Origin of the sequence: Eremococcus coleocola ACS-139-V-Col8 (assembly GCF_000183205.1) — a bacterium.
GTDB lineage: Bacteria > Bacillota > Bacilli > Lactobacillales > Aerococcaceae > Eremococcus > Eremococcus coleocola.
The window spans coordinates 1-25078 of sequence record NZ_AENN01000009.1 but is presented as its reverse complement, the minus strand read 5'-3'; the positions used below and the strand labels follow the sequence as shown (position 1 = coordinate 25078).

Annotated in this window: 20 protein-coding genes and 1 other annotated feature (1 of these 21 cut by a window edge); of the genes, 11 read left to right on the top strand and 9 right to left on the bottom strand. The window is 39.9% G+C overall.

Features of this window, described 5'->3' with window-relative positions; translation table 11 throughout:
• Positions 1-139, top strand: a binding site (T-box leader) (it extends 67 nt beyond the left edge of the window).
• A gap of 83 nt (positions 140-222) precedes the next feature.
• The 6 genes from leuS to HMPREF9257_RS02790 all read left to right on the top strand — a co-directional run bounded on the left by leuS (position 223) and on the right by HMPREF9257_RS02790 (position 9435).
• Positions 223-2646 carry a leucine--tRNA ligase gene (gene leuS / locus HMPREF9257_RS02815; RefSeq protein WP_006417969.1) on the top strand — a complete coding sequence of 808 codons (2424 nt, stop codon included), beginning with the start codon at positions 223-225 and terminating at the stop codon, positions 2644-2646.
• A gap of 23 nt (positions 2647-2669) precedes the next feature.
• A complete protein-coding gene (locus HMPREF9257_RS08705) occupies positions 2670-5549 on the top strand; it encodes a polysaccharide biosynthesis protein (RefSeq protein ID WP_006417966.1) in 2880 nt (959 codons plus the stop codon).
• Complete coding sequence (locus HMPREF9257_RS02805; RefSeq protein WP_040466660.1) at positions 5549-6274, top strand: pseudouridine synthase; 726 nt, start codon at positions 5549-5551, stop codon at positions 6272-6274. The genes HMPREF9257_RS08705 and HMPREF9257_RS02805 overlap by 1 nt, the downstream gene beginning before the upstream one ends.
• A gap of 100 nt (positions 6275-6374) precedes the next feature.
• Positions 6375-7790 carry a dipeptidase PepV gene (gene pepV / locus HMPREF9257_RS02800; RefSeq protein ID WP_006417973.1) on the top strand — a complete coding sequence of 472 codons (1416 nt, stop codon included), beginning with the start codon at positions 6375-6377 and terminating at the stop codon, positions 7788-7790.
• A gap of 582 nt (positions 7791-8372) precedes the next feature.
• Complete coding sequence (locus HMPREF9257_RS09625; protein WP_006417971.1) at positions 8373-8525, top strand: aspartate carbamoyltransferase; 153 nt, start codon at positions 8373-8375, stop codon at positions 8523-8525.
• 133 nt (positions 8526-8658) lie between these two features.
• Complete coding sequence (locus HMPREF9257_RS02790; protein ID WP_006417957.1) at positions 8659-9435, top strand: TrmH family RNA methyltransferase; 777 nt, start codon at positions 8659-8661, stop codon at positions 9433-9435.
• A gap of 114 nt (positions 9436-9549) precedes the next feature.
• Here HMPREF9257_RS02790 and HMPREF9257_RS02785 read toward each other — a convergent pair whose 3' ends face one another.
• Genes HMPREF9257_RS02785 through HMPREF9257_RS02775 form a run of 3 tightly spaced genes read right to left on the bottom strand, consistent with a single transcriptional unit; the run spans position 9550 to position 13199 of the window.
• Positions 9550-11169, bottom strand: a complete 1620-nt coding sequence (locus HMPREF9257_RS02785) for an ABC transporter permease (protein WP_218015541.1) — start codon at positions 11167-11169, stop codon at positions 9550-9552.
• A gap of 57 nt (positions 11170-11226) precedes the next feature.
• Positions 11227-12219, bottom strand: a complete 993-nt coding sequence (locus HMPREF9257_RS02780) for an ABC transporter substrate-binding protein (protein ID WP_006417961.1) — start codon at positions 12217-12219, stop codon at positions 11227-11229.
• A 26-nt stretch (positions 12220-12245) separates the two neighbouring features.
• Complete coding sequence (locus HMPREF9257_RS02775; protein ID WP_006417974.1) at positions 12246-13199, bottom strand: ABC transporter ATP-binding protein; 954 nt, start codon at positions 13197-13199, stop codon at positions 12246-12248.
• A gap of 433 nt (positions 13200-13632) precedes the next feature.
• Between HMPREF9257_RS02775 and HMPREF9257_RS02770 the strand changes: the two genes are divergently transcribed.
• The 4 genes from HMPREF9257_RS02770 to HMPREF9257_RS02750 all read left to right on the top strand — a co-directional run bounded on the left by HMPREF9257_RS02770 (position 13633) and on the right by HMPREF9257_RS02750 (position 19057).
• Entirely contained in the window at positions 13633-14187 is a 555-nt protein-coding gene (locus tag HMPREF9257_RS02770; protein WP_006417975.1) for an HD domain-containing protein, read from the top strand.
• A 415-nt stretch (positions 14188-14602) separates the two neighbouring features.
• Positions 14603-15661, top strand: a complete 1059-nt coding sequence (pheS, locus tag HMPREF9257_RS02765) for a phenylalanine--tRNA ligase subunit alpha (protein ID WP_006417958.1) — start codon at positions 14603-14605, stop codon at positions 15659-15661.
• Positions 15662-18091 (top strand): phenylalanine--tRNA ligase subunit beta, encoded by a 2430-nt coding sequence (pheT, locus tag HMPREF9257_RS02760; RefSeq protein ID WP_006417970.1) that lies wholly within the window; start codon positions 15662-15664, stop codon positions 18089-18091.
• A 402-nt stretch (positions 18092-18493) separates the two neighbouring features.
• The gene (locus HMPREF9257_RS02750; protein WP_006417960.1) at positions 18494-19057 is read left to right on the top strand and encodes a hypothetical protein; all 564 of its coding nucleotides are present in this window, start codon (positions 18494-18496) and stop codon (positions 19055-19057) included.
• A 236-nt stretch (positions 19058-19293) separates the two neighbouring features.
• On the opposite strand, the gene HMPREF9257_RS02745 is transcribed toward HMPREF9257_RS02750, so the two are convergent.
• The 4 genes from HMPREF9257_RS02745 to HMPREF9257_RS02730 all read right to left on the bottom strand — a co-directional run bounded on the left by HMPREF9257_RS02745 (position 19294) and on the right by HMPREF9257_RS02730 (position 21906).
• On the bottom strand, positions 19294-20511 hold the full coding sequence (locus tag HMPREF9257_RS02745; protein ID WP_001291561.1) for a tyrosine-type recombinase/integrase: 1218 nt from the start codon (positions 20509-20511) through the stop codon (positions 19294-19296).
• An 81-nt stretch (positions 20512-20592) separates the two neighbouring features.
• Positions 20593-20796 carry an excisionase gene (locus tag HMPREF9257_RS02740; RefSeq protein WP_006417979.1) on the bottom strand — a complete coding sequence of 68 codons (204 nt, stop codon included), beginning with the start codon at positions 20794-20796 and terminating at the stop codon, positions 20593-20595.
• Positions 20797-21256: 460 nt separating this feature from the next.
• On the bottom strand, positions 21257-21487 hold the full coding sequence (locus HMPREF9257_RS02735) for a helix-turn-helix domain-containing protein (RefSeq protein WP_000857133.1): 231 nt from the start codon (positions 21485-21487) through the stop codon (positions 21257-21259).
• Positions 21484-21906: a sigma-70 family RNA polymerase sigma factor gene (locus HMPREF9257_RS02730; protein WP_000804885.1), complete on the bottom strand. Its 423-nt coding sequence runs from the start codon at positions 21904-21906 to the stop codon at positions 21484-21486. The genes HMPREF9257_RS02735 and HMPREF9257_RS02730 overlap by 4 nt, the downstream gene beginning before the upstream one ends.
• Before the next feature lie 504 nt (positions 21907-22410).
• Here HMPREF9257_RS02730 and HMPREF9257_RS02725 point away from each other — a divergent pair.
• Positions 22411-22764 carry a helix-turn-helix transcriptional regulator gene (locus HMPREF9257_RS02725; protein ID WP_001227347.1) on the top strand — a complete coding sequence of 118 codons (354 nt, stop codon included), beginning with the start codon at positions 22411-22413 and terminating at the stop codon, positions 22762-22764.
• A 59-nt stretch (positions 22765-22823) separates the two neighbouring features.
• On the opposite strand, the gene HMPREF9257_RS08925 is transcribed toward HMPREF9257_RS02725, so the two are convergent.
• Positions 22824-22991 (bottom strand): cysteine-rich KTR domain-containing protein, encoded by a 168-nt coding sequence (locus HMPREF9257_RS08925; RefSeq protein WP_000336323.1) that lies wholly within the window; start codon positions 22989-22991, stop codon positions 22824-22826.
• A 118-nt stretch (positions 22992-23109) separates the two neighbouring features.
• Positions 23110-25029 (bottom strand): tetracycline resistance ribosomal protection protein Tet(M), encoded by a 1920-nt coding sequence (tet(M), locus tag HMPREF9257_RS02715; protein ID WP_000691727.1) that lies wholly within the window; start codon positions 25027-25029, stop codon positions 23110-23112.
• Positions 25030-25078: the final 49 nt, after the last annotated feature.

Sequence of the window (25078 nt, the reverse complement as noted above, 5' to 3'; positions counted from 1 at the left end):
GTGAAGTTATCCGTTGAACTCATCTAATAAAACCTGGTGCTGCCAAGCCTTGCTAACAGCACTCGTCTGACCGCGTTAAGGCATAGAGGTGCGCTTGGCGCACAAAAATAGGTGGTACCGCGTTTTCAACGTCCTATATGAAGTTTATTTCATATGGGATTTTTTGCTTTTAGGAGCAAAAATCAGCCAACCATCTGAATAAAAAGAAAGAGGCAATAAAAAATGACTTATCAACATCGTTTAATCGAGCAAAAATGGCAAGATTTCTGGGATCAAAATCAAACCTTCAAAACCCTAGACCGGGGGGCAGACCATCCTAAGTATTATGCGCTAGATATGTTCCCTTATCCTTCAGGTCAAGGCCTTCACGTCGGTCACCCAGAAGGTTATACAGCGACTGATATTATTTCACGGATGAAACGGGCCCAAGGTTATGACGTGCTTCACCCTATGGGTTGGGACGCTTTTGGCTTACCTGCGGAACAATACGCCTTGGATACCGGCCATGATCCAGCTGACTTCACGGCGGAAAATATTCAAAACTTTAAACGCCAAATTAAGTCTTTGGGTTTCTCTTATGATTGGGACCGGGAAGTTAATACTACAGATCCTGAATTTTATAAATGGACCCAATGGATTTTCTCTGAATTATATAAACGTGGCTTAGCTTATGAAGAAGAAGTGGCAGTGAACTGGTGTCCCGCTTTAGGTACAGTTTTGGCGAATGAAGAGGTTATTGATGGTCTATCTGAACGGGGGGGTCATCCAGTCTATCGTAAACCAATGCGGCAATGGGTTCTTAAGATTACGGCTTATGCAGACCGTTTATTAGAAGACCTTGAAGAGGTTGATTGGCCAGAATCTGTCAAGGCCATGCAACGGAATTGGATTGGTAAATCTGAAGGGGCCCAAGTTGATTTCCAAGTCAAGGGAACTGACCATAAGATTACGGTCTTTACGACGCGTCCGGATACCTTATTCGGCGCGACTTATGCAGTGCTTGCACCAGAACATGATTTAGTAGAAGCGATTACTAGTCCAGATCAAGCCCAAATCGTGGCCAACTATATTAAGGAAGCTGAACTTAAATCTGATATGGAACGGACTTCCTTGAATAAGGAAAAATCTGGAGTCTTCACAGGAGCTTATGTAATTAATCCAGTCAATGGTGAAGAATTGCCATTGTGGATTGCTGATTATGTCCTAGCCTCATACGGGACCGGGGCGGTCATGGCGGTGCCAGCCCATGACGACCGTGATTTTGAATTCGCGACTAAACATCAATTACCAATTAAATTTATTATTGAAACGGGCGATGCGGGGCAAGATCAAGCCTTTACTGGCTCAGGCCTCCATTATAATTCTGAATTCTTAAATGGCATGGATAATGCTCAAGCGATTCTAACCATGATCCAATGGCTTGAAGAAAAAGGCGTTGGTAAAGGTAAAATAAACTATCGTCTCCGTGATTGGCTCTTCTCCCGTCAACGTTATTGGGGTGAACCAATCCCAGTCATCCATTGGGAAGATGGCACCACGACGTTAGTGCCGGAAGACCAACTCCCAGTCATGTTACCAAAGACCGACCAAATTCAACCCTCTGGCACTGGGGAATCACCTTTAGCTCGGATTGAAGACTGGGTAAATGTAGTGGATCCTAAGACCGGAATGGAAGGGAAACGGGAAACCCACACCATGCCACAATGGGCGGGTTCTTCTTGGTATTTCCTCCGTTATATCGATCCTGACAACAAAGAAGCCTTAGCTGCCCCTGATAAATTAGCCAAATGGTTACCAGTTGACTTATACATTGGTGGGGCCGAACATGCTGTACTTCACTTATTGTATGCCCGCTTCTGGCATAAGTTCTTGTATGATTTAGGTGTAGTCCCAACTAAGGAACCTTTCCAACGTCTTTATAACCAAGGAATGATTTTAGGCTCTAATAATGAAAAAATGTCTAAATCAAAAGGCAATGTGGTCAATCCAGACGACGTTGTGAAGGAATATGGTGCCGACACCCTCCGGGTGTATGAAATGTTCATGGGACCTTTGGATGCTTCCATTGCTTGGTCTGAAAATGGCCTTGAAGGTAGTCGTCGTTTCCTTGACCGGGTATGGCGCTTATTGGTCGACGAAGAAACGGGTCAATTGAAAGCCAGTGTGCAAGACTCTGATGATGACGCTCTAACCAAGGTTTACCATCAAACGGTTAAGAAAGTGACCGAAGACTTAGAAAACCTTCACTTTAATACAGCTATTTCACAATTAATGGTCTTCTTAAATGAAGCTAAAGACCAAACAATTATTCCACGTCAGTATGCAGAAGGTTTTGTCCAATTGCTAGCGCCAATTGCACCTCACTTAATGGAAGAAATTTGGTCAATCTTGGGGCACCAAGAATCGATTAGCTATGTGCCATGGCCAAGTTATGAAGAAGAGCTTACTATTGATAATACCGTTGAGATTGTTATCCAGTTGAATGGTAAAATTAAAACCAAGATGGATGTTGCCACTGACCTAGACCGGGAAGCTTTAGAAGCCCTAGTATTAGCCAATGAAGAAGTCAAAGATTTATTAGCCAGTAAAACTATTCGTAAAGTAATTGCTGTTCCTGGTCGCTTGGTTAACATCGTAGCTAATTAACGATTGAATGAGGAGGAAAGAAATTGACGCAAGATGAACATGATTTAAAACAAGATGCTCAAGACAAGGGCCATTATCGTCGTGATCTCGCAGATACCATTCAATTTACCGAAGATGAATTAAAACGGATTCGTAATTTTTATAATCAGCGTCTCTATGAAGCTCGTCCTGAGGAAAGCCATCTGAATGCCCAAGGTTATGATGAAGATTTCTTTGATCGTCAAGCCCGTGAACAAGAAGAAGGGTCTAGAGAACAAGATTTTTCTAGGGGCTTGGAAGCTGATGAGGATGCCTTGGCTTCAGCTCAGACATCCGAGGGTGATGTTGAATATGATGACTATGAGTTTGCCAAGGCTTACTATGAAGGGCCTGATTTTGAAGAAAATGAAGAAAGACCAGCAGAATTAGGTCAACCTGTCCATCAAGACAAATCATTGCCGCAGCGCTGGCATGATTTTTTAAACCAGTTTAAAGCCAAGCAAGCGACAAGTGAAACTGAAATGAACCTTAATCCAGCAGAAATTGATGATGATTATGAGGATTTTGAAACCTTATATAATCAAGTCGAGGAAGAAGATGACTACTTTAGTCCCAATGATCAAGCTTCGAGTCCTAAAATTGGTGACTTCGTTGGGTCATTTCGTGCTAAATCAGCCAGCTTCTTTGACCGTTTAACTAATTCGGATAAGACCGAAGAAAACGAGGGCGAAGCAATTGAAGCTGACTCTCTTGATGATATGGACTTGGCTGATGCAAAAAAATTAGAAGCTCAGCCTATTGAAGCAGATGAGGCACTTGTTTATGAAGATGAGAGGGTTGCTTCATCAGAGGAAAGTGAAGCCCAGCTTGACCATAATCTTGAAGTTGAAGCCCAAACTAAACCATCCATTACTGAGGAAGCTGATTTAGTTGATGCAGACCTTGTGGATATTGATGAGGATGAAGCCTTTAACCAAGCCAATCGCGATTTTGAAGAAGAATGGGCGCAAGCGGCTGCTAAAGAAGCTCAAACTAAACAGCAGTCTGAACTTGACCAAGAAATGGCAGCGCTCCACAATACCCATGAGATTATCTTAGATAACACTCTTGAGCAAGTAGGTGTGATTGATGCGGTGATTAAGGCGGAAGAAGAACAAGCTGAAGCGGATTATTTAGCAGAAAATGAAATTACCCCTGACCTCGATGTAGAAGATGAGGAGACACTTGAGCCTGAATCACACTTTAAAAGCGAAGTAATGGATGAAGATTTGAATCATATAACTGAGTCAGCTGACCAGGCTAGGTCCGACCACTTTGTCTCTGGCACAATTTGGATGACTGTAGGTTCGATTTTCTCTAGAATCTTAGGTGCAATTTATATTATTCCATGGGCTGCTTGGTTAGGCGCTGAATATACTCAAGCCAACTCCTTATATTCAGTAGGTTATAAACCATACTCACTATTTTTAGCCTTAGCAACTGCTGGCTTTCCATCAGCAATTGCTAAGTTAATGGCTTATTTCCATTCCAAGAAAGAATATGGAGTCGCTCAAAAACTATTCCGTTATGCCATGGTTATCATGTTAGTCACCGGGATCGTATCCGGTGGGTTACTCTTTGCTTTAGCACCTGCTTTAGCGGAACAATCGCCAACCATTAATCCTGAAGGTGCAACCCTGGTTATTCGGTCCTTGGTCCCAGCCTTATTAATCTTGCCGATTATGTCCTTATTAAGAGGGTATTTCCAAGGCTTTAATGACATGAAACCAACGGCTGTCTCTCAAATTATTGAACAAATTGCCCGGGTTATCTATATGCTAGCCTTAACCTATGCCATTATGAAAATCTATTCAGGTGATGTCACTCAGGCAGTGGTGCACTCCACCTTTGCTGCTTTTATCGGGGCACTCCTATCCCTTGTCTATTTGATCTACTTATTATGGCGGCAACAAAAAACCATTACTAGTTTGGTTCAAGCATCGCCAAATAAGGTAAGTATTGACTTCAAGGAAAGTTTCAAATTACTGATTCGGGACTCAATCCCATTTGTTTTATTAGGCTCTGGAATTATTATTGCCCAATTGATTGATACCTATAGTTTTAGTCAAATTATGCAGGCAACGTCACCCCTTCTATTAATTGAAATTTCTGAATTATATGGAACCTTGTCCTTGGATGTGGATAAGTTAATGATGATTATTATTTCTCTAGCAGTTGCGATGGCGGCGTCTGCGATTCCATCTGTAACCAGCTTGTTTGCTAAAAAAGATGTGCGGGCTACGTCTGATTTAGTCCAACGTATTTTAGTGATTTTCATGTTTATCATGTTACCCGCATCTTTTGGGATGGTGGCTATTTCAGATAATATTTACCATCTCTTCTATGCCAATGGAGCCCCAGCCGGACCGGGTCTACTAATTACCGGATCTTTATCCTCTATTTTCCTAGGGGCTTATACTGTTCTTTCAACGATTTTGCAATCGATGGATCAGCGCCGGATGGCCATTCGCTATCTCCTAATTGGACTCCTAGTTAAAGCCATGGCCCAGTATCCATTTGTAGCTGTTTTCCAAGCTCATGGAGCTTTAGCAGCCACTCTCTTTGCCTTCTTAGTCGCCTCACTTTTAATGTGCTTTGAACTTCATCGTCATTTAGAATTTGACTTTGCCAAACTTATTTCAGATTTGACTGCGATTATTATCGTATCTGGGGTTATGCTGTTAATCACCGGAGCCTGGAATATCGCTTTAAATCGTCTGTTTGGCACAGTAGGACGTGGTTTAACCTTTGTTAAAGTTCTCTTTGATATGGTCATTGCAGTCTTTGTTTATGGGGCAGGCATGGGCTTAATGGGTAAACTCCACATTCTATTGGGACATCGTTTCCAAGAAATTCAAGATAAGTTAAGGATTTTCCCATCATGATGCGGCTGGATAAATTTTTAGCGACTCTTGGCCTAGGCTCGCGTAAAGAAGTCAAGAAACTCATCACTTCGGGTCAAATCCAAGTGAATGACGTAACAGTTACCAAAGTAAACCATGGGGTAGATGAAGACCATGACCAAGTTGCTTATTTAGGTCAAGAACTTGTATATCAGGCTTATTACTATGTAATGCTGAATAAACCAGATGGTTTGGTTTCTGCTACTGAAGATAAAATGCATGAAACGGTGATTGATTGGGTTGCCCTTGATTTTGACCATGTCGACCTTTTTCCAGTGGGGCGGTTAGACATTGATACCACCGGTTTGTTACTCTTAACCAATAATGGTCAATTAGCTCATCAATTACTCTCGCCTAAAAAACATGTCGCTAAGACCTACCAAGCCTTGGTGACTGGCCAAGTGAGTGAAGTAGATATTGCAGCCTTTGCAGCCGGAATTCGCTTAAAGGATTTTACAGCCCAAGCGGCAGAGTTAGAAATTTTAGATTATGATCCAGATAAAGACCAAAGCTTGACCAAGGTGACCATTCATGAAGGCAAGTTCCATCAAGTTAAACGGATGTTTCTGGCCAGAGACCATGAAGTGTTACACTTGCACCGGGTTAGTATGGGGCCCTTGGACCTAGATCCTGACCTTGATCTAGGTCAATACCGGGAACTAACGGCGGCAGAATGTGATTTATTGCGTCCCTATGGCTTGGAATAATGAAGTGAGGAGTAGAAAATCCTTCCCTGGGGTTGGATTTTTCACTCCTTTTTATAAAAAGTGTTACAATAACTGTATTAAAAAATAAAGGAGCTTAACTATGGAAAATATCAACTGGTTACAAGAAGTTGAAAGTCGTAAAGAAGACTTATTTAAAGATCTATTTCGTTTATTAAAAATTGATTCTGTCCGTGATGATGCGGCTGCAACCGAGGAAACTCCGGTTGGTCCGGGACCCAAGGCTGCCTTAGATGAATTCCTTAAGATGGCCCAAGAAGATGGTTTCCAAACTCAAGCCTTTGGCCCATGGGCTGGCCGGGTTGAGATTGGGGCTGGCGATGAATTGATGGGTATTCTAGGTCACGTGGACGTAGTACCAGCTGGGTCTGGTTGGGATACTGATCCTTTTGAACCACAAATCATTAATGATCGGATTTATGCCCGGGGTTCTTCGGATGATAAGGGACCAACCGTAGGAGCTTATTTTGCTTTGAAATTATTGCGTGAATTAGGGCATACTTTCAATAAACGGGTTCACTTAATTGTAGGTACGGATGAAGAATCTGGTTGGCAATGTATGGACTATTATTTCAAACATGCAGAAATGCCCGACTTTGGTTTTTCACCGGATGCTGAATTCCCAATCATTAATGGGGAAAAAGGGAATGTCTCCGCAGCCATTGATACCAAGGATTCTCAAGTCTTAGAAGGCGACTTAAAATTAATTGAATTTAAATCAGGCTTGCGACCAAATATGGTTCCTGAATCTGCTTCTGCAGTCCTAGAGGTATTAAAAGGGGACATTGATTTCCAAGCAGATTTCGACCAATTTTTAGCGGAAAATGACTTAAAGGGTGATTTAAGCGTCGATGGCAAGCAAGTATCTATCACTGTAGTTGGTAAGTCAGCTCACGGATCAACTCCACATAAAGGTGTCAACGGGGCGACTCAATTGGGCCGTTTCTTGAGCCAATATCGCTTTGATGACCAAGCCGCGGAAAACTTTGTCCAAGTCTTAAGCCATGAATTATTTGAAGGTTTTGATGGTAGCAAAGTGGGTGTAAGCCACCATCATGATGTCATGGGCGATGTATCCATGAATATTGGAATTGCTAACTATGACGCTGAAAAGGGCGGCCATATTGATGTGAACTTCCGTTATCCAGAAGGAACAGAACCTGATACCATGTTAGGTCAAATGGAAAAAGCCCTCGGTCATTATGCTAGTCTTCAAGTTTCTATGGGCCACCATAAGGACCCTCATTATGTGCCAGCGGATGATCCATTGGTAGAAACTTTACTGGATGTTTACCATAAACAAACTGGTTTTGAAGCCCACGAACAATCGATTGGGGGCGGTACCTATGGCCGCTTAATGCCACGCGGTGTTGCATATGGTGCTTTATTCCCAGACTCAATCGATGTGATGCACCAAGCCAACGAATTCTTGGCAGTTGAAGACTTGTTAAGAGCCACAGCTATCTATGCTGAAGCCATTTATCGTTTAACTAAATAGTTTGATTGAGGTTGTGATGAGGCCTTCGCTTGTCGGCGAGGGCTTCTTTTGATATTAAAGGAAAGCAGCAGGGATTATAACCCGCTGCTTTCTGATAGGATTGGACTGGGTTATGAGCCGGTATAGGAGTTGTGCAGGAGTTGGTTAGTATTGTCTGCGCTGGTGGCTTTAGTCGGTGGCCTCGCTTAGGCGAGGCCCTCATTATAGGATGGGTTGGGCGGTTTGCACAAGGTTTTGGCTTGGGATTCCAGACTTTTCCTTTAATTGTGGAAAATTTTCTTTACTATCAGTACTGATAAAGAAACCTAGGAATTATTTTCCTTAGTGGCAGCTTGCGTGTGGAAAATTTTCCTGATTCGAACTGCCAGTGTGGAAATCACCCCAATGGTTTCCTTACTTATACTACAAATGAAGAAAATAATACGCTGCTTTCCTCACTTGACCAGTAACTAAATAAAATTTTCCATAGTTAAACAAAATTAAAGAAAAGCATCAGAACATAAAACTCACGAAGCAAAAGTATCATCCCCAAAATCCCAACTTTAAATTTTCCTTTAAGAGGATCTGCTAATTTAGCTTGACATGCCGGAAAAATTGATTAACGTGATTAAATATAAAAATCCTCGGTGCATTACCTCAATTGAGCAAGAAATTGTTCATGAGTATCGCTTGGTGGACAAAGAAGCAAAGATTTACCGCTGTGTTTATTGTGGTGCCGAATACGCCGTGAAATAAGGTAGAATGATATAATCAAGGGAGTAGACAGAAACCAGAAAATCAAAGATTTTTATACTTCTGTTTCACTCCCTTTCATTGACAAGCCCCATAATTTACTAGACAATAGACAGAGAAAAAAAGGGGGCCCATTATGTCAGCAAAACATGAAATAACATCCAAACAAAATCAAAGCATTAAAGAATGGCGGAAACTGCATACGAGTAAGGGCCGACGCAAGGCGAGAGCTTTTCTAATTGAAGGAGACCACCTAGTGCAAGAGGCCCTCAAAGCTGGTTTACCCCTCCAAGCTCTGATGGCGACGCCTGCTTATTTAGGAGACCATGAGGAATTATTTGATCAAGACCATTGCGATACTTATTTGTTGACGCCGGGTTTGGCCCAATACTTGAGCCAAACCCAACAAGACCAAGGAGTCTTTGCGGTAGTTGAATCCAAGCAAAAACCAGCAAGTCTCGACCCAAGTTGGCACCGCCTCTTACTCTTAGATGCCATCCAAGATCCAGGTAATTTAGGGACCATGATTCGGACCGCAGATGCGGCCGGTTTTGATGCAGTCATACTAGGGCAAGGTTGTGTTGATCCTTATAATGATAAGGTCCTAAGGGCTACTCAAGGATCAATTTGGCATCTACCGGTCATCCATTATGATTTAAAGGCAGCTATTCCGGCATTACAAGCGACTAAGATTCCGGTGCTGGCAACCGCACTTCATAAAGATGCCCAAATTTATTCAGACCTTAAATTAGACGATAAAGTGGCCTTAATCATGGGCAATGAAGGGGCTGGCGTGGCAGGTGATTTAATTCAAGCAGCGGATCATTCTGTTTATATTCCCATGCTCGGCCAAGCAGAATCCTTAAATGTAGCGGTTGCAACCGGAATCCTTTTATTCCATTTTAACCACTAGACTAAAAAAACAAGCCTCTTTTCAGAATATAGTGACCCCCAAAAAGTTGGATTTTTTGGTCCAACTTTAGGGGGTCAGTACAGAAGTAATTGAAAACTGAAGAGAGGCTTATTTTTATACAATTTTCTTGCGGGTGACATGGTTTAAAATTAAGAGGGTCGTGGTGGTTAATAGGACACAAATGACAGCCATGGCCATCCCGGTTGAAACGGACCCTTGCTCAAATTCCCTCACAATAAAGGTGGAAATCACGTATTTATTTGGCGGCGAAATTAAGGAGGCTGTGACAAGTTCTCGGAAGGAGATAATAAAAGTCATCATCCAGCCAGTAATAATACCAGGCTTAATCAGGGGTAGCGTAATCCGGCGGAAAATATAGGAAGGGCTAGCTCCGAAGACTTGACCCGCTGACATTAGGGAAGGATTAATTTGAGTAAAGGATGAAGTCACATATTGGACGGTAAAGGGGAGAAAAAGGATGATATAGGCTAAAGCTAAGAGATACATGGTATTATAAATCGGTATCAAATGATAGATATCATTCCAAAACAGCATGATACCTAAGATGAGTACAATGCCTGGTACCATCTCAGGCAGCAAACTAATCGCCTCCATTCCTTTAGCTAGTTTTCCTTTTAGGTTACGAATCGTAAGCACAATGAGGGTACCTAGTAGAGCACAAACGGTAGCTGCTACAAAGGCTAAGAGGAAGGAGTTTAGAATGGCAGCAACCGTTTTATCATTGGCAGTAAACATTTGATAATAATGTTTAAAGGTCAAGTTATCAAAGCGGAAACCATACCCTCTTAACTTAATAATTGAGGTGGCGAAGACAGAAAACATGGGGATGATGGTCGCCCCCGTAATAATCGCCAAAATATAGCCCCAAGCTAGGACTTGTTGCCAAGGTTTTAATTGGATTAGTTTGGACCGACTACCTTTACCAGAAATGAGATTATAAGTCCGCTGATTGGTTACATAGGTTTGAATCATCCATAGCCCCAGACAAATGGTCACCAGAATTGAAGCCAAGGAAGCTGACTTACCAAAGGAGATGGGCGCCACCGTGGCATAACGATGGATTTCGGTGGTAAAGACATTAAAGCCAATCCGTTTACCCAAGGTCGCAGGCGTCCCATATTCCGAAATCACCTTAACAAAAACCAGCAAAGCAGCAATCGCGTAATTACCCGTAATTAATGGAATAAAAACTTTACGAATCCGGCGCCAGAAATTGGCCCCAAAAACCGCTGCGCCTTCTTCTAAGGAGGCGGGGATATTTAAGATGGCATTTTTCATCATGGTATACATAAAAGGAAAATTATGAAAACTCATGACAATAACTAAACCGGTAATGGTAAAAAAGAATTCATCTGATTGGTCAAGTGCCGGGATGAAACGTTGGAGCAAGCCCCGTCGTTGCATAAACAAAATCCATCCCATAGAGGCAATAAAGGGCGGCGTCATAAAAGGCATCATAAAAATCGTATCAAAGAATTGATACTTGGCCATACTAGTCTTGGTAAAAAGATAAGCCAAGGGTAGGGCAATCAGGGAAGTCATTATGACAGTGAAAAAGCCCAATAAGAGTGAATTGATAATCATTTGTAAGTTTTTACGCTCAGCGAGGGTTGTGATTACTTGGTCTAAAGTAACTTGACCATCGACGACAATGGTTTGAATAAAAATCGAAAACAAGGGAGCAATAATTAATATGAATAAAATTAGTAGCAACCCGAGGCTTGCTACTAATTTTAAGTTACTCTTTAATTGTTTCATGGCAACTGATTATTAAGCCATTAATTCGTTGATTCTAGCGGCTGCTTCAGAAGCAACTTCCATCATCTTAGCCCAGTCAGTATTTAAAGTAGGAATTTCATCTACGTTAGGGCGTTTTTCAGATTTTACATCCGCACGACCAGGGATTAAGTAAGCATCAGCAACCATTTGTTGGGCTTCATCAGAGAATAAGTATTCCACGAATTCTTGCGCGCCTTCAGGGTTTGGAGCGTCTTTCATAATCATAGCTGGACGAGGGTTAATTACAGTACCAGATTCAGGATAATACATGGCTAAAGGTTCACCTTCATCGATGGCTTTGTAAGCATTGTAGTCAACCCCAGCGACTAGGATACCGACTTCACCCGTAGTGACAGCTTCCATAGTAGCCTTGTTAGCGCCTGGCACAATTGTACCGTTATTAGCTAAGGCTTCGAAGTCATCCCAACCTTTTTCAGTCACATAAGCAGAAACGAAGTCTTTGGCAGCACCTGATTTTTCAGGGTCAGGAATCGCTAATAGGTCTTTATAGTCTTCGGTAGTACTTAAGTCAGCCCAGTCAGCTTCTAAGCTTTCAAATAATTCTGTATTATAGATAACACCAACAGCTGAAGCAGAGTAACCGAATAAAGTGTTGTCTTCATCGATAAAGTTTTCTACCGCGTTGTCCTTGTTAGACAATTCATAGCTAGCTAATTTGTCATCATTTTTCATGGCTAAACCATCAGACCAAGAAGCTAAGATTACCACATCGGCAATAGGGTTTTCTTTTTCAGCTTCTAAACGAGCTAAGATTTCACCGGTCGTTCCTTGGAAAACTTCAACTTCTTTACCAGATTGAGTTTTGAAACCTTCAGCAATTTTTTCAGCGAGGCCGGCAGGGGATGGCATATAAACAGTGATTTTATCACCTTCAGCTGAAACGGTTTGGTCAGTCAGACCAAATGAAGCAAAAGAACCTAAAGTTACTGCGGCAAGGGCCATTGTTTTTAAGAATTTTTTCATAATAATTATGTCTCCTTCTATAATAATTAAACTTGAGTGATATGCTGCGGGGCAAGATACAAATCAATCACTTGGTCGTGATTTAAACGAATCGGGGAGTAGACGGACCATTCTTGGCCTTGGTACTCTAAATGGACTAAGTAGTTTTGACCGAGAAACTCACTGGATATAACCTTTGCTTGGAAATGTTGATCATTGGCTTGGCCGACTAATTGGGCTTGTTCTGGTCGGAAGAGGTGATGATCATCAATCCAATTACTGGTACCAACAAAATTAGCCACCGTTTGATTGACCGGAGCCTGATAAATATTTTCAGGACTATCATATTGTTGGACTAAACCTTGTGACATCACCGCAATCTTGTCTGAAATAGACATAGCTTCAGTTTGATCATGGGTCACAAAAATTGCCGTAATTTGTAGTCGGTCAATTAAGGCTCTTAATTCCACCCGCATTTGTTCACGTAGGATGGCATCCAAAGCGGACAAGGGTTCATCAAAGAGAATACAAGCGGGTTCAATCACAATAGCGCGGGCAAAAGAAACTCGTTGTTGTTGCCCCCCCGATAGTTGGTGGGGATAACGGTCAGCCATTTTTTCTAGTTGGACTGAAGCCAAAGCTTTATGGACCCGTTCTTCTAACCGCGTGGTATTTTTTGTAGCCCGTAGACCAAAGGCGACATTTTCAAAGATGGTCATGTGAGGCCAGAGAGCAAAGTCTTGGAACACAAAGCCCAAGCCTCTTTTTTCTGGGGGTAAATTAATTCCTTTTTCTTCGGAAAAGACACAGACGTCATCGAAAAATATTTGGCCTTGGTCTGGCCTTTCTAAACCTGCAATCATACGGAGCAGGGTAGTTTTGCCACAACCAGATGGACCCAACAAGGTGGTTAAGCGGCTGGATTCAATGACCATATCGAGTGGTTTTATGACTTGGTTTTGACCAAATGACTTAGAAAGCCCTTGGATACGTATTTGCATATTACCTCCTAACTAGTAGGAACGAAGCAACAAGTAGAAATCTAGTTTTTACTTTATAGGTTCGTTCTTGAACAGTCGATTAAGCCAGAATCAGAATACAACTTGCTTCTGCCAGTTAACCGATGACTGTGGATATTATTTTATTTCGATTAAATTCCGTCAGATAATGGTTTTAAGGCCAACCTAAGGGACATAAGTAGATTATAAGCTTTGAGTGTAAATCTTGAGTAAATTTGCTGTAAATTTTATGTAAATAAAGCTCTTACAAAATCAAAATAAAATGAGAAATAGAGTCAGCTATGGATAAAATCATGAAAAATTCACGATAAGCTTGAAAAGGCTTCATAAAACTTAACATTAACTTTATGTAAAATTCATCTCTTCTTTACAATAAAGTAGTACAATAAGAGTAACTTAACTAAGGAGGCAGAATATGGCATTTTTCACCCGACTCAATTGGCAAACTGATCAAGACTATTTAGACTGCGTCCAAGACTTATTAGATCAAGAACAAGTTCAATCCTTAGCAGATTTTGTTCACCACAATTACAGTAACCGCTTAGAACATTCCTTAACTGTATCCTATCGCGCTTTCTGTTTAGCACGAAAGTTTGGCTTAGATAAACGGGCGACTGCTCGGGCTGGTCTACTCCATGATTTATTTTTCTATCAAGTATGGCAAAAAGACCAATATGGTCCAAAAGGGCATTTATATGAACATCCAAGAATTGCCTTGGCCAACGCAAAAAAACTAACCCACCTATCCGACTTAGAAGAAGATATTATCTTAAAACATATGTGGGGTGCGACCCGGGATGTGCCTAAATATGCCGAGTCTTGGCTAGTTACCTTGATGGACAAGGAAGCCGCCATGCTTGAAGTCTCAACTGGATTTTATCAAGCTAGCAAAGGCCTAAGCATCCGTTATGGGAATGCCTTAGCTTCCTTAGCGGTTTCATTCTTTATTTCTGGTCCTAAATTTAAATAATGAGATTAAGGATAGATTTTGTCGAAATAAATCACTTATTCAGAAGTCTAAATATTGACGATTTCAAGGCAAATCGCTATACTTAAGCTAATCACAAAAAACGAAGACGAAATCTAAGGTGCGACGCGAACCACAGGAAGACTTACCTTGACTGAAAGTAAGTTAGTAAGTCGTCGAACTATTCAATTTCTGAGTTTACCCCTAAAGATATGAAATGATTGAAAAGGGTACCGCACCCACGGTTATGGGTCCAAGTGCGTTGCTAGGCTAGGACCTAGCAATGAACAAGGGTGGTACCACGATAGCTCGTCCCTGACCAGGGAGGGTTTTTTTTATTGCAGTGATGATGTCTAGAAGGCCTGACACCATCATATTTGTAGGTTTTAGCGAAGATTAAAAAGAAAGTAGGAAAATCATGTCAATTGTTGATTTACAAAAAGATTTAGATAATTTATTGGCAGACGCTCAGCAACAAATCAGCCTGGCTGAATCATCCAAAGTCTTAAATGATATCAAAGTAGCCTTTACCGGGAAGAAGTCCCAATTACAGGCCATTCAAAAAGAAATGCGGAGTCTTGCTCCGGATGAAAAACCTCAACTTGGTCAGGCTTTAAAACAATTTAATACCGCCTTTAATCAAAGTATGGAAACTGCTCAAAGTCAAGTCGCCGCCAAAGAACTTCAAGCCCAACTTGAAGCCGAACGATTGGATGTCACTTTGCCTGGACATAGTCACAAGTTTGGAAGCCGCCATATTTTAACTCAAACTAGGGAACAAGTAGAAGATATCTTCCTAGGTATGGGTTACCAAGTGGTAGAAGGTCCAGAAGTTGAACAAGATCTGTATAACTTTGAAAAAATGAACCTGCCTAAAGATCATCCGGCTCGAGATATGCAGGATACTTTCTATATTACGGAAGAATTATTGATGCGGACTCATACATCGCCTGTGCAAGCTCGAACCATGGAAAAACATGATTTCAGCAAGGGACCTTTAAAAATGATTTCACCGGGTAAGGTTTTCCGGCGCGACTCTGATGATGCTACCCACTCTCATCAATTCCAACAAATTGAAGGCTTAGTGGTCGATAAACACGTGACTATGGCTGACTTAAAGGGAACTTTATTGTTATTTGCTCAACAAATGTTTGGTGAAGACCGACAAATTCGCCTTCGTCCTTCTTATTTCCCATTTACTGAACCATCGGTCGAAATTGATATTTCATGCTTTAAATGTGGGGGCCAAGGTTGTAATGTCTGCAAACATACGGGTTGGATCGAAGTATTAGGTGCAGGCATGGTTCATCCTAATGTGTTAGAAATGTCTGGCGTCGATTCATCAGTATATAAGGGTTTTGCCTTCGGTCTTGGAATTGAACGGATTGCCATGCTTCGTAACAATGTCGATGACATCCGTCATTTCTATACCAATGATTTACGTTTTAACCAACAATTCAAAGGAGGACAAAATTAGATGTTAGTATCATTTGAATGGCTCAGTGATTTCCTAGATATGACCGGGGTTCAAGGTCAAGAGTTAGCAGAATTAATGTCTCGGACTGGGATTGAAATTGAATCAGTGATTAACTATGGCCAAGACTTATCCAATTTAGTTGTGGGTCAAGTGCTTAAATTGATCGACCATCCAGACTCTGATCATTTACATGTGGCGCAAGTTCAAGTTGGATCCTATGGTGATGCGGTCCAACAAATTGTCTGTGGAGCTCCAAATATTGAAGCGGGCCAAAAAGTGATGGTGGCCTTACCAGGTGCCACTTTACCTAGCGGTGTGACCATTAAAGCGGGTAAAATTCGCGGTCAAGCATCCAATGGGATGATTTGCTCCTTAGGGGAATTAGGCTTTCCAGATTCTGTTGTGCCCAAAGCCTATGCGAATGGTATTTATATTTTGCCTGAGGATGCACCCGTAGGTCAGGATTTAATTGAGTATTTGAAATTAGATGATCCAATTTTAGAGTTAGACATTACCCCTAACCGGGCTGACGTCTTATCAATGGTGGGTTCTGCTTATGAAATTGGGGCCATTCTAGACCAAAAACCTATAATGAATTTATTAGAAGACCTTCCTTTAGTGGAAGATAATGAGGGTGCTTTAGGTCAAGTCAAGGTGTCTATTGAAGAAGACCTAGCTAGTCATTACCAACTCCATTTGGTTGAGAATATAACCGTGGCGGAAAGTCCACTTTGGTTACAAATGCGATTAATGAAGGCGGGCATTCGCCCAATCAACAATATTGTCGATGTCACTAACTATTATTTGATTCAATACGGTCAACCCATGCATGCTTTTGACTTAGACACTTTACCATCTAAAGAAATTTCGGTGGCACGTGCGCATGCGGGTGAAACGTTTACTACTTTAGATGAGATTGACCGTAAATTGACGGCTGAAGATGTTTTAATCAAATCAGGTGATAGAGCGATTGCTTTAGCTGGAGTTATGGGTGGATTAGATTCTGAAGTAACGGATCAAACTAAAAACGTTTTATTAGAAACTGCTATCTTTAATTCGGCCAATGTCCGTAAAACTTCCCGCCGTCTTGCCTTGAGGTCCGAATCTTCAGCTCGGTTTGAAAAGGGGATTAATAAAGATACGGTGACTGAAGCAGGCGATCAAGCTGCTGGCTTGATGGCTTTATTAGGCCAAGGTCAAGTGGTGGATGGTTTTGTTGAAGAAAACCATCAAAACTACAGCCCACTTAAAATTAAGATGACCTATGCCCAAGTAGCTGATCAATTAGGGGTAGACTTAAGCTCAGACCAAATTGGCCATATTTTTAACCGCTTAAATTTTGACTGTCAATTAAGCAAAGACTCCTTTGAAGTGACCGTACCTAACCGGCGGTGGGATATCTTTATCCAAGCCGATATTTTGGAAGAAATTGCCCGTATCTATGGTTACGATAATATTCCTACTACATTACCAAGTGGTGAAACAACGCCGGGTCACTTAAGTAAGGCTCAAGCCTTTGCCCGTCATAGCCGTCAAATACTTGAAGGACTTGGCTTAAATGAAATCATTACTTATGGCCTAACTTCAAAAGACAAAGCCCAACTAATTCAAGATAAGTCATATGGTTTCGTTGAATTGGATTGGCCTATGTCTGAAGAACGGACCGTTCTACGTCAAAGTATGTTCCCAGCTTTAATGGACGTAGCCATGTATAACGCTAACCGTAAAAATACGGGATTGGCCTTTTATGAAATTGGTCGCGTTTTCTTATCTGAAGATAAACATAAGCAACCAATTGAAGAAGAACGGTTGTCAATTCTACTTTCTGGCCAAAATGAAGCCAATACTTGGTATGGTAAAGACCGTAAATATGACTTCTTTGATTTAAAAGGAATATTTGAAGCATACTTCGAAACGGTTCGCCTAAGCGACCACATTACTTATCGGAGTAAAAATGATTTGCCCGTCATGCATCCAGGTCGAACTGCGGCTATTCTCTTGGATGGCCAAGAAATTGGATTCTTTGGTCAAGTCCATCCCCAAACTGCTCGAGACTATGACCTCGATGATACCACTTTCTTCGGTGAAGTAAGGGTCGCAGATTTAATTGCCGCCCAAGCCGAAATTATCACCCAAGCACCAATTCCACGCTTCCCTGAAACGTCTCGGGACATCGCCTTACTGGTCGATGAAAAACAAAGTCATGCCTCATTGGTAGAAATCATTAAAGCCCAGGCTGGCGACAAATTAGTCGGTCTTGACTTATTTGATCGTTACCAAGGGGACCATATTGCTGCAGGTAAACAATCCTTGGCTTACCGGTTAACATTCCAAGATCCGCAAGCAACCTTGACGGATGATCAAGTCCAAGCCGCTATGGATCAAGTACTAGCTGGTTTACAAACGGTTGATGGTTTGGAAATTCGATAATAGAAGATTAATTAGATAAAAAGCGGGCTATTAGGAGCGTTCAGTTAGGGATTGAAGAAAACAAAGTATAACTGATAACCTTTAAGCGGTAAAAAAAGAAATAACGACCATACAAGAGTAAAGATGCTCTTGTATGGTCGTTTTTATGGTAGTATAAATATAGGATCAGAAAAAGGGGATAGATACATCGAAAACACTTATGAAAATAAAAGTAGTATCGATATAGATAAAATCTTTGACGTAAACTTTGATCTTAGCAAGAAGAATCTTAAGAAGAATAGAAATGGACTGGGGCTCTATATAGTTAGTAGTCTTCTTAAAAACTACAAGATTAAGTATAGAGCAACTCAAGGCGATTCAAGTTTTAAATTTGAAATAGACTTAAATAGATAAGGAGAAAAAATGTTTATATTAGAATTATACCAAGATGGAATGAGCACAGAGCTGGGACTATTTGACACCATAGAAGAAGGAAGAAAATTTGTATCTCAACTTAAAGGATACAAATTTGAAGAGATAGACGGATTTGAATACGAAACTATAAAGCTAGATTCAATCTCAGACTACATGGAACTAGAAATAAATGGCAACATAGTACCACTAACTAAGTTTATGTTTACAGAAGATGGCGATGTAGAAGTATATTGGAAAGAAATTCCAAATTTATCTAAAAAAGGAAAAGGAATCGTAGATGGAGCAACTAGAGTGGATGCTTACACAGTAGCGAATTCAGATTTAATAGATTATATCGAAGCGAGAGAAAATAATTATTTAGAAGTAAATAAAAATCTAGAAAAGAAAGGCTACCAAGTAGAAAGAGCCTACTTTGGATCAGAAGACGGAGAAGCAATCCTATATAGAAAAAACGATTCAGAAGATTGGCACTTCTTAACCCATATGGATCCAGAATTCACAAAAAAATTTGATTTAGATGAATGTTTAGAATTGGAAGAAGAAGATAATTAAATTGAAAGCTAAAAACCACCACTCGGTGGTTTTTTTATTTCTAAATTTATTTTTTTTAGCACAAACAAAGTATAAATTTCTAATTATCTTTTTATATTTTCTTAAATGCTCGTAAAGCCTTATTCTATGTGCTTTCGAGTATTTTTACTGTAGGAAGATACTTCACGTTTCTTTGCATATTTCCTCATGTCTTAGCTGTCAGAAGTGGTAAATAAGTAGTAAATTCATTTGTACTACTAAGCAACAAGACGCTCCTGTTGCTTCTCTTTATTCAAGCGTTTCATTTCTGCCATTGCAGAATCGAATGTTGCATGTGCGTAATAGTTCAGCGTCATGGCTATATTAGCATGTCCCATAATGTACTGTAATGCCTTTGGATTCATTCCTGCATTTGCATAGTTGGTACAGAATGTATGTCGCAAACTATGTGGAGTGATGTGTGGCAATTTATCCTCGTTATACTTATTGTATTTCTTAACAAGACCTTTCATCATGCCGTTGTAATCACTTGCCACTTTTGGATAGTTCTTTCTATTAAGAAAGAGGAAATCACTATATCCATCAATCTCAACACGCTTATCATTCTTTCGATTCGCTAACACTCGCTTAAATGCTTGATAGGCTTCTTCAACCATAGGAACTTGACGTTCGCCACTTTTGGTCTTTGGTGTTTCAATGTAGTACCCAATTTCAGTATCTCTCAATAGCTGATGGTCTATATTGACAAGACGATTCTCAAAATCTAAATCTGGAAGTGTCAAACCACCAAACTCTGAAATACGAAGACCTGTTTTTAAGAGTATCAGAATTTCATCATAATTTTTGCTGTAGGTTTTATCAGCTTTTGCAAAGGCTAACAGTTTTTCTTCCTGTTCTTCTGTTAGTACGGTCTTAGGGACAGTATCATCATCAAGAACTGCTTTCAGTTGAAAGTCAAATGGATTCTTCCGAACACAATCATCTTGTATAGCAATATAGAATGAAGCCTTTAAAGAACGTTTGTAGTTATTGATGGTTTGATAAGCATAACCATTTTCACTCATTCTAATAGCCCATTCTTTAGCGTCTGATGGCTTAATACTGTCAATACTTCTTACACCTAACTTGTCTTTCTTCAAAATATCCATAAGATATTTGCGTCCAGTTTCAGTGTTTTTTCTAACCTTTGGTCTTTGAGCGTTCTGTTTTGCGTAAAGCTGGCAGAGTGTCATTTTCTTTCCTACAACATCAATACCATCATGAATGTCTTTCTGTAACTCTGCGATTTTCTCTCTAAGTGAGATACAATCACGCTTTCCTGCTGGTACTCGGTCTGTAGCCACAAGTTTCCACGAGTAAACAAATTGCGGTTCTCCAAATGAATCTATATATTTGTATAAGTATCTTCCGTCTTTTCGTTGGCTCTCTCCAGTCTTTAAGATTCGACCTTTATTGTCACGTCTTTTTTCTGACATGGCATTTGCTCCTTTCCTTTATGGAAAGAGCCTTGATACGACTTAATACTATTTTATCATATACAAGACCCTTTGGCGACGCTAGATTGCGTCCAATGTATCTATAATTTTTTCAAATTGTTTTCGTTTAATCTGAATACGATTGCCATTCATAATCAGCCAATTTGCTTTTTTATTTTCCTCTGCCAAGCGTCGTAGCTTGTTTTCGCCAATACGAAAATATTTTGACGCTTCTTCAATGGTTAGGGTATAACGTTCCCAAATAGGAATGTCAGTCTGCTTCATAAAATCCTCCTTTCCAAATCACTTATTTGGATTTCATAAAAGTTGTTTTACCAGCAATCGAACAGCTTTAGCAAAGCTCACGGGAGTTCCACCCCTGCATGGTTCTCATGTAGCCATACTCATTGCCTGCGACGGTTTTATCACGCTCGGACTATTGACTGTATGGGAGTATCATTATCACGATAAGAATGTCGTTGCAGGCAATCCTGCTAAAGATTGCTTCTCGGATCACTAACATGAATCGCTCGCTATCTTTATAAGATAGGTCATGGCGGTTAGTTCCGTTGGCTCTTTTCTTATCGAAACGTATTCGATTACTTTTATTCAGTTTTCAAAGAACAATGGCTCGTTAGCCTATCAAAACACATTGAAAGCTCAATATGCTTTGGTGGAATAACAAACCTCCCTGTTCGGGAAGCGTGGAATGGTTTAGCACGCTTCCACGAAAGGAGAGAGGATATTACTTAATTTCAAATGACAAAATCTTTGTAATCAGTCTGGTTTCCATTCTTCCACGTAAGACTTCATCAACGACCATACTTTGATTGCCATATTCATCTTTCATAAGTCGTAGGGAACGCTTCGTTATGTACCCTCTGTAATGATGTAGAATCTGGTTAATCGCTTCGGTATCGCCATCTGTTGCCTTTACAATGAGAGGAAAGGGAATCATAGGATATTGTGTTTTCATTCTTCAAATTCCTCCATAAACTTTTTAATTAAGGCTAGTCCACTGGTTCTATGCCGATAGACAGTAGAACGGTTCAATTTCAACAGGTCTGCAATTTCTGAATCGCTCATGTCCATAAAGTAAAACAGCAGTAGAATTTCACGTTTCTTGTCTGGCAACTCACGTAATGCTTCACTCAACAAATCATTTTCAACGCCTACTGATAACCCATTGAGTGTAAAAATCTGAAAGTCAGTTGAATAGTTATCTGTTGTCGCAAACTGGCTAACAAGATAATCGCCAACATCCGAAAAGGACACCTCACGCTTTGCAATCCTTGAAAGATAAAGCATATAATTCTTTCGCTCGTCTTCCATAGCACGTTTACAGATATAGTCAAACTGATTTTCTATTGTGGTCTGAAAAGAAGATGGTTTCATGTTTCTCACCCCCTTTCTGTCTAGGAAAGGAAGTGAGCCTTGCTCGTTTATCTCCTTTCACTCTTAGTCCCAATGTGAAAGGGGGATTTGTTGCATTACTGATAAATAAACTTTGTAAAAAAGTTCTGAATAGCCAAAAAAGCATATAAACAGATTTATTTCTCTGTTTACATGCTTCTGTTATTCTATCTATATGATTTATAAAACCACATTGGTGGACGTACTTATCTATTGCAGATAGACGACTTTTTTTGACAAGAACCCAATGTAAGGAAATTTATTGTATATGATGTACTTCATGGCGACGTTGACCTCCAACAAACCGCCATTTGGAAGTAATATACAATATTTTAACAGCGTAAATAGCACTACCATATAACGGTTTTTTTTATTGGCGTTTAGTAGTGCTTTTTATTAAATATAAACCTTTAAACCATATAACACGTTTTTCTATACCTGTTTTTAATTCAGTAGGAACAATAAAATGTATAGAGGTGGTCTACTATGCGTAAAAAAGAAGATAAATATGATTTTAGAGCCTTTGGTTTAGCCATTAAAGAAGCTCGATTGAAACGAGGTTTAACTCGTGAACAAGTGGGAGCATTGATTGAAATTGACCCACGGTACTTAACTAATATTGAAAATAAAGGGCAACACCCCAGCATACAAGTTCTTTATGACCTTGTATCGTTACTTCATGTTTCCGTTGATGAATTTTTCTTACCTGCTAATAACTTGGTAAAAAGCACCCGACGATTACAGATAGAGAAATACATGGATAGCTTTACAGACAAAGAACTATCCTTAATGGAATCTTTAGCCAGCGGTATCAACGAAGCAAGAAACATCGAAGACTAATTAAAAGAATCCATACATAACGGAAAGAGCCGATAAAATGAGATTGTATTAATCTCATTTTATCGGCTCTGCGTCTTTGCGTCTGGCTCTGTAATCACAGTTACTTTGAACTGCTTTATTTCAATTAAATTTTCTTGTCTGCATTTCGGACAATAGAGGGGGAATTTTTTTAATTCAGTATCTTCCCTTATCTTTAATCGTGTTTTATTTCCACATACAGGACACAATATCCACTTGTAGTTTATAATAACTATCTCCTCCTTTACACTTTAATTCAAATCTTTATTAAAAAATATTTCATCTTATTTAACAAGAAACCATATTTATATAACAACATAAAATACACTAAGTTATTTTATTGAACATATATCGTACTTTATCTATCCGACTATTTGGACGACGGGGCTGGCAAACAGGTTCACCGGTAGTAACATGGTACCCTTTTAACTCTGTTAAACAAACACTACGTCCATTTGTAAAGAAAGTTAAATCACTACGATATTCTTGAATACACCGAGCAGGGATTTCTCCACTAAGAATGACCTCATTATTTTTCAATTGAGTGTCTACGATGTTCGCACAATATTTAGGAGCATCGTTGTATGCTCGTGAAAGATATTCCTGTGGCGCATAAATTTTAAAACTAAGATATGGCTCTAACAATTCTGTTCCAGCTTTTTTTAAGACTTGTTCCAATACAATAGGAGCAAGCATCCGAAAATCTGCTGGGGTACTAACAGGGCTATAGTATAAGCCATACTTAAAACAGATTTTACAATCCGTCACATTCCAACCATATAATCCTTGTTCGCAACCATAGCGTATCCCTTCCATAACTGCATTTTGAAATGATTGATTTAAGTATCCAAGAGAAACCGAGCTCTCATACTGCATTCCACTTCCCAACGGAAGCGGTGATACAGATAAACCAATGGAAGCCCAGAAAGGATTTGGCGGCACTTCGATGTGAATGGTATATTCTGCATTTTTTAACGGTCTCTCCATATAAATGACTGTAGGCTCTTTTAGTTCTATCTCCACATGATACTTTTCTTGCAACAGTGCACTAATCACTTCCATTTGTACTTTCCCTAAGAAAGAAAGTATAATTTCATGTGTCGTAGAATCCACGTAATATCGTAGAAGCGGATCACTATCTGAGATTTCCAAAAGGGCATCAAGCAACATTTCTCTCTGTTCAGGTTTACTCGGTTCAACAGTTGTTTGTAGTAGAGGGTGCGGATTTTCAATCTTTTTTCTCTGTGGCAATAGTTTTGTATCTCCAAGAACACTATTTAACTTCAAAAACTCATTTTGCAAAATAACAATTTCTCCAGAATAAGCTCTATCAATCTTACATAATTCACCATTTATTGAAGTATACATTTCTGTAACTTTTATTTTTTCTTTTTCTGATACTCTAACCGAATCTCGTAAATGTAGTACTCCACTATAAAGGCGTATATATGCAAGACGTTGTCTTTTTTTTGTATATTCAATTTTGAAAACATTTCCGCAAAGTTCAGACGGACCTCGATGTGTTGATGAATAAAATTTATTCGTAATCACTTCTATAAGGTTATCAATCCCTATATTGTTTTTTGCACTTCCGTGATAAACAGGGAACAGGGAACAATTATGAAATCTTATGCTTTCCTCTTGTTCGAGTTCCAATGCTTCTAATGATTTACCGGACATATATTTCTCTAAAAGGTCATCGTTTCCCTCTATTACCGTATCCCATTGTTCAGATTCGGTAAAGTTCGTCACACACATATTAGGATACAGTTCTACCTTCTGTTTGATTACAATTTCGGCAGAAAGTTTCTCTTTAATATCCTGATAAACCGTTGATAAATCAATTCCATTTTGGTCAATCTTATTGATAAAAAAGATTGTGGGAATCCCCATTTTCCTAAGTGCATGAAATAATATACGAGTTTGTGCTTGTACGCCATCTTTTGCAGAAATCAGTAGAATTGCCCCATCTAAAACTGATAATGAACGATATACTTCTGCTAAGAAATCCATATGTCCTGGCGTGTCTATGATGTTCACCTTCGTATTTTCCCACTGAAAAGAGGTTATTCCTGTCTGAATTGTAATTCCTCTCTGACGTTCTAAAAGCGTATTATCCGTCCTCGTTGTACCTTTGTCCACGCTTCCTAATTCTGTAATCGCTCCACTGTTATATAATAAGCTTTCTGTTAAGGTAGTTTTTCCTGCATCAACATGAGCTAAAACTCCAATATTAATAATTTTCATGTGATTTTCCTCCATTCAAAAACCCAAAAGGGCATAAAAAATCGACGGA

Excerpts from the sequence above, each read along its gene's own strand:
- leuS (WP_006417969.1), top strand. The coding sequence starts at position 223 with ATGACTTATCAACATCGTTTAATCGAGCAAAAATGGCAAGATTTCTGG.
- HMPREF9257_RS02805 (WP_040466660.1), top strand. The coding sequence starts at position 5,549 with ATGCGGCTGGATAAATTTTTAGCGACTCTTGGCCTAGGCTCGCGTAAA.
- pepV (WP_006417973.1), top strand. The coding sequence starts at position 6,375 with ATGGAAAATATCAACTGGTTACAAGAAGTTGAAAGTCGTAAAGAAGAC.
- HMPREF9257_RS09625 (WP_006417971.1), top strand. The coding sequence starts at position 8,373 with ATGCCGGAAAAATTGATTAACGTGATTAAATATAAAAATCCTCGGTGC.
- HMPREF9257_RS02790 (WP_006417957.1), top strand. The coding sequence starts at position 8,659 with ATGTCAGCAAAACATGAAATAACATCCAAACAAAATCAAAGCATTAAA.
- HMPREF9257_RS02780 (WP_006417961.1), bottom strand. The coding sequence starts at position 12,219 with ATGAAAAAATTCTTAAAAACAATGGCCCTTGCCGCAGTAACTTTAGGT.
- HMPREF9257_RS02775 (WP_006417974.1), bottom strand. The coding sequence starts at position 13,199 with ATGCAAATACGTATCCAAGGGCTTTCTAAGTCATTTGGTCAAAACCAA.
- HMPREF9257_RS02770 (WP_006417975.1), top strand. The coding sequence starts at position 13,633 with ATGGCATTTTTCACCCGACTCAATTGGCAAACTGATCAAGACTATTTA.
- pheS (WP_006417958.1), top strand. The coding sequence starts at position 14,603 with ATGTCAATTGTTGATTTACAAAAAGATTTAGATAATTTATTGGCAGAC.
- pheT (WP_006417970.1), top strand. The coding sequence starts at position 15,662 with ATGTTAGTATCATTTGAATGGCTCAGTGATTTCCTAGATATGACCGGG.
- HMPREF9257_RS02750 (WP_006417960.1), top strand. The coding sequence starts at position 18,494 with ATGTTTATATTAGAATTATACCAAGATGGAATGAGCACAGAGCTGGGA.
- HMPREF9257_RS02745 (WP_001291561.1), bottom strand. The coding sequence starts at position 20,511 with ATGTCAGAAAAAAGACGTGACAATAAAGGTCGAATCTTAAAGACTGGA.
- HMPREF9257_RS02740 (WP_006417979.1), bottom strand. The coding sequence starts at position 20,796 with ATGAAGCAGACTGACATTCCTATTTGGGAACGTTATACCCTAACCATT.
- HMPREF9257_RS02735 (WP_000857133.1), bottom strand. The coding sequence starts at position 21,487 with ATGAAAACACAATATCCTATGATTCCCTTTCCTCTCATTGTAAAGGCA.
- HMPREF9257_RS02730 (WP_000804885.1), bottom strand. The coding sequence starts at position 21,906 with ATGAAACCATCTTCTTTTCAGACCACAATAGAAAATCAGTTTGACTAT.
- HMPREF9257_RS02725 (WP_001227347.1), top strand. The coding sequence starts at position 22,411 with ATGCGTAAAAAAGAAGATAAATATGATTTTAGAGCCTTTGGTTTAGCC.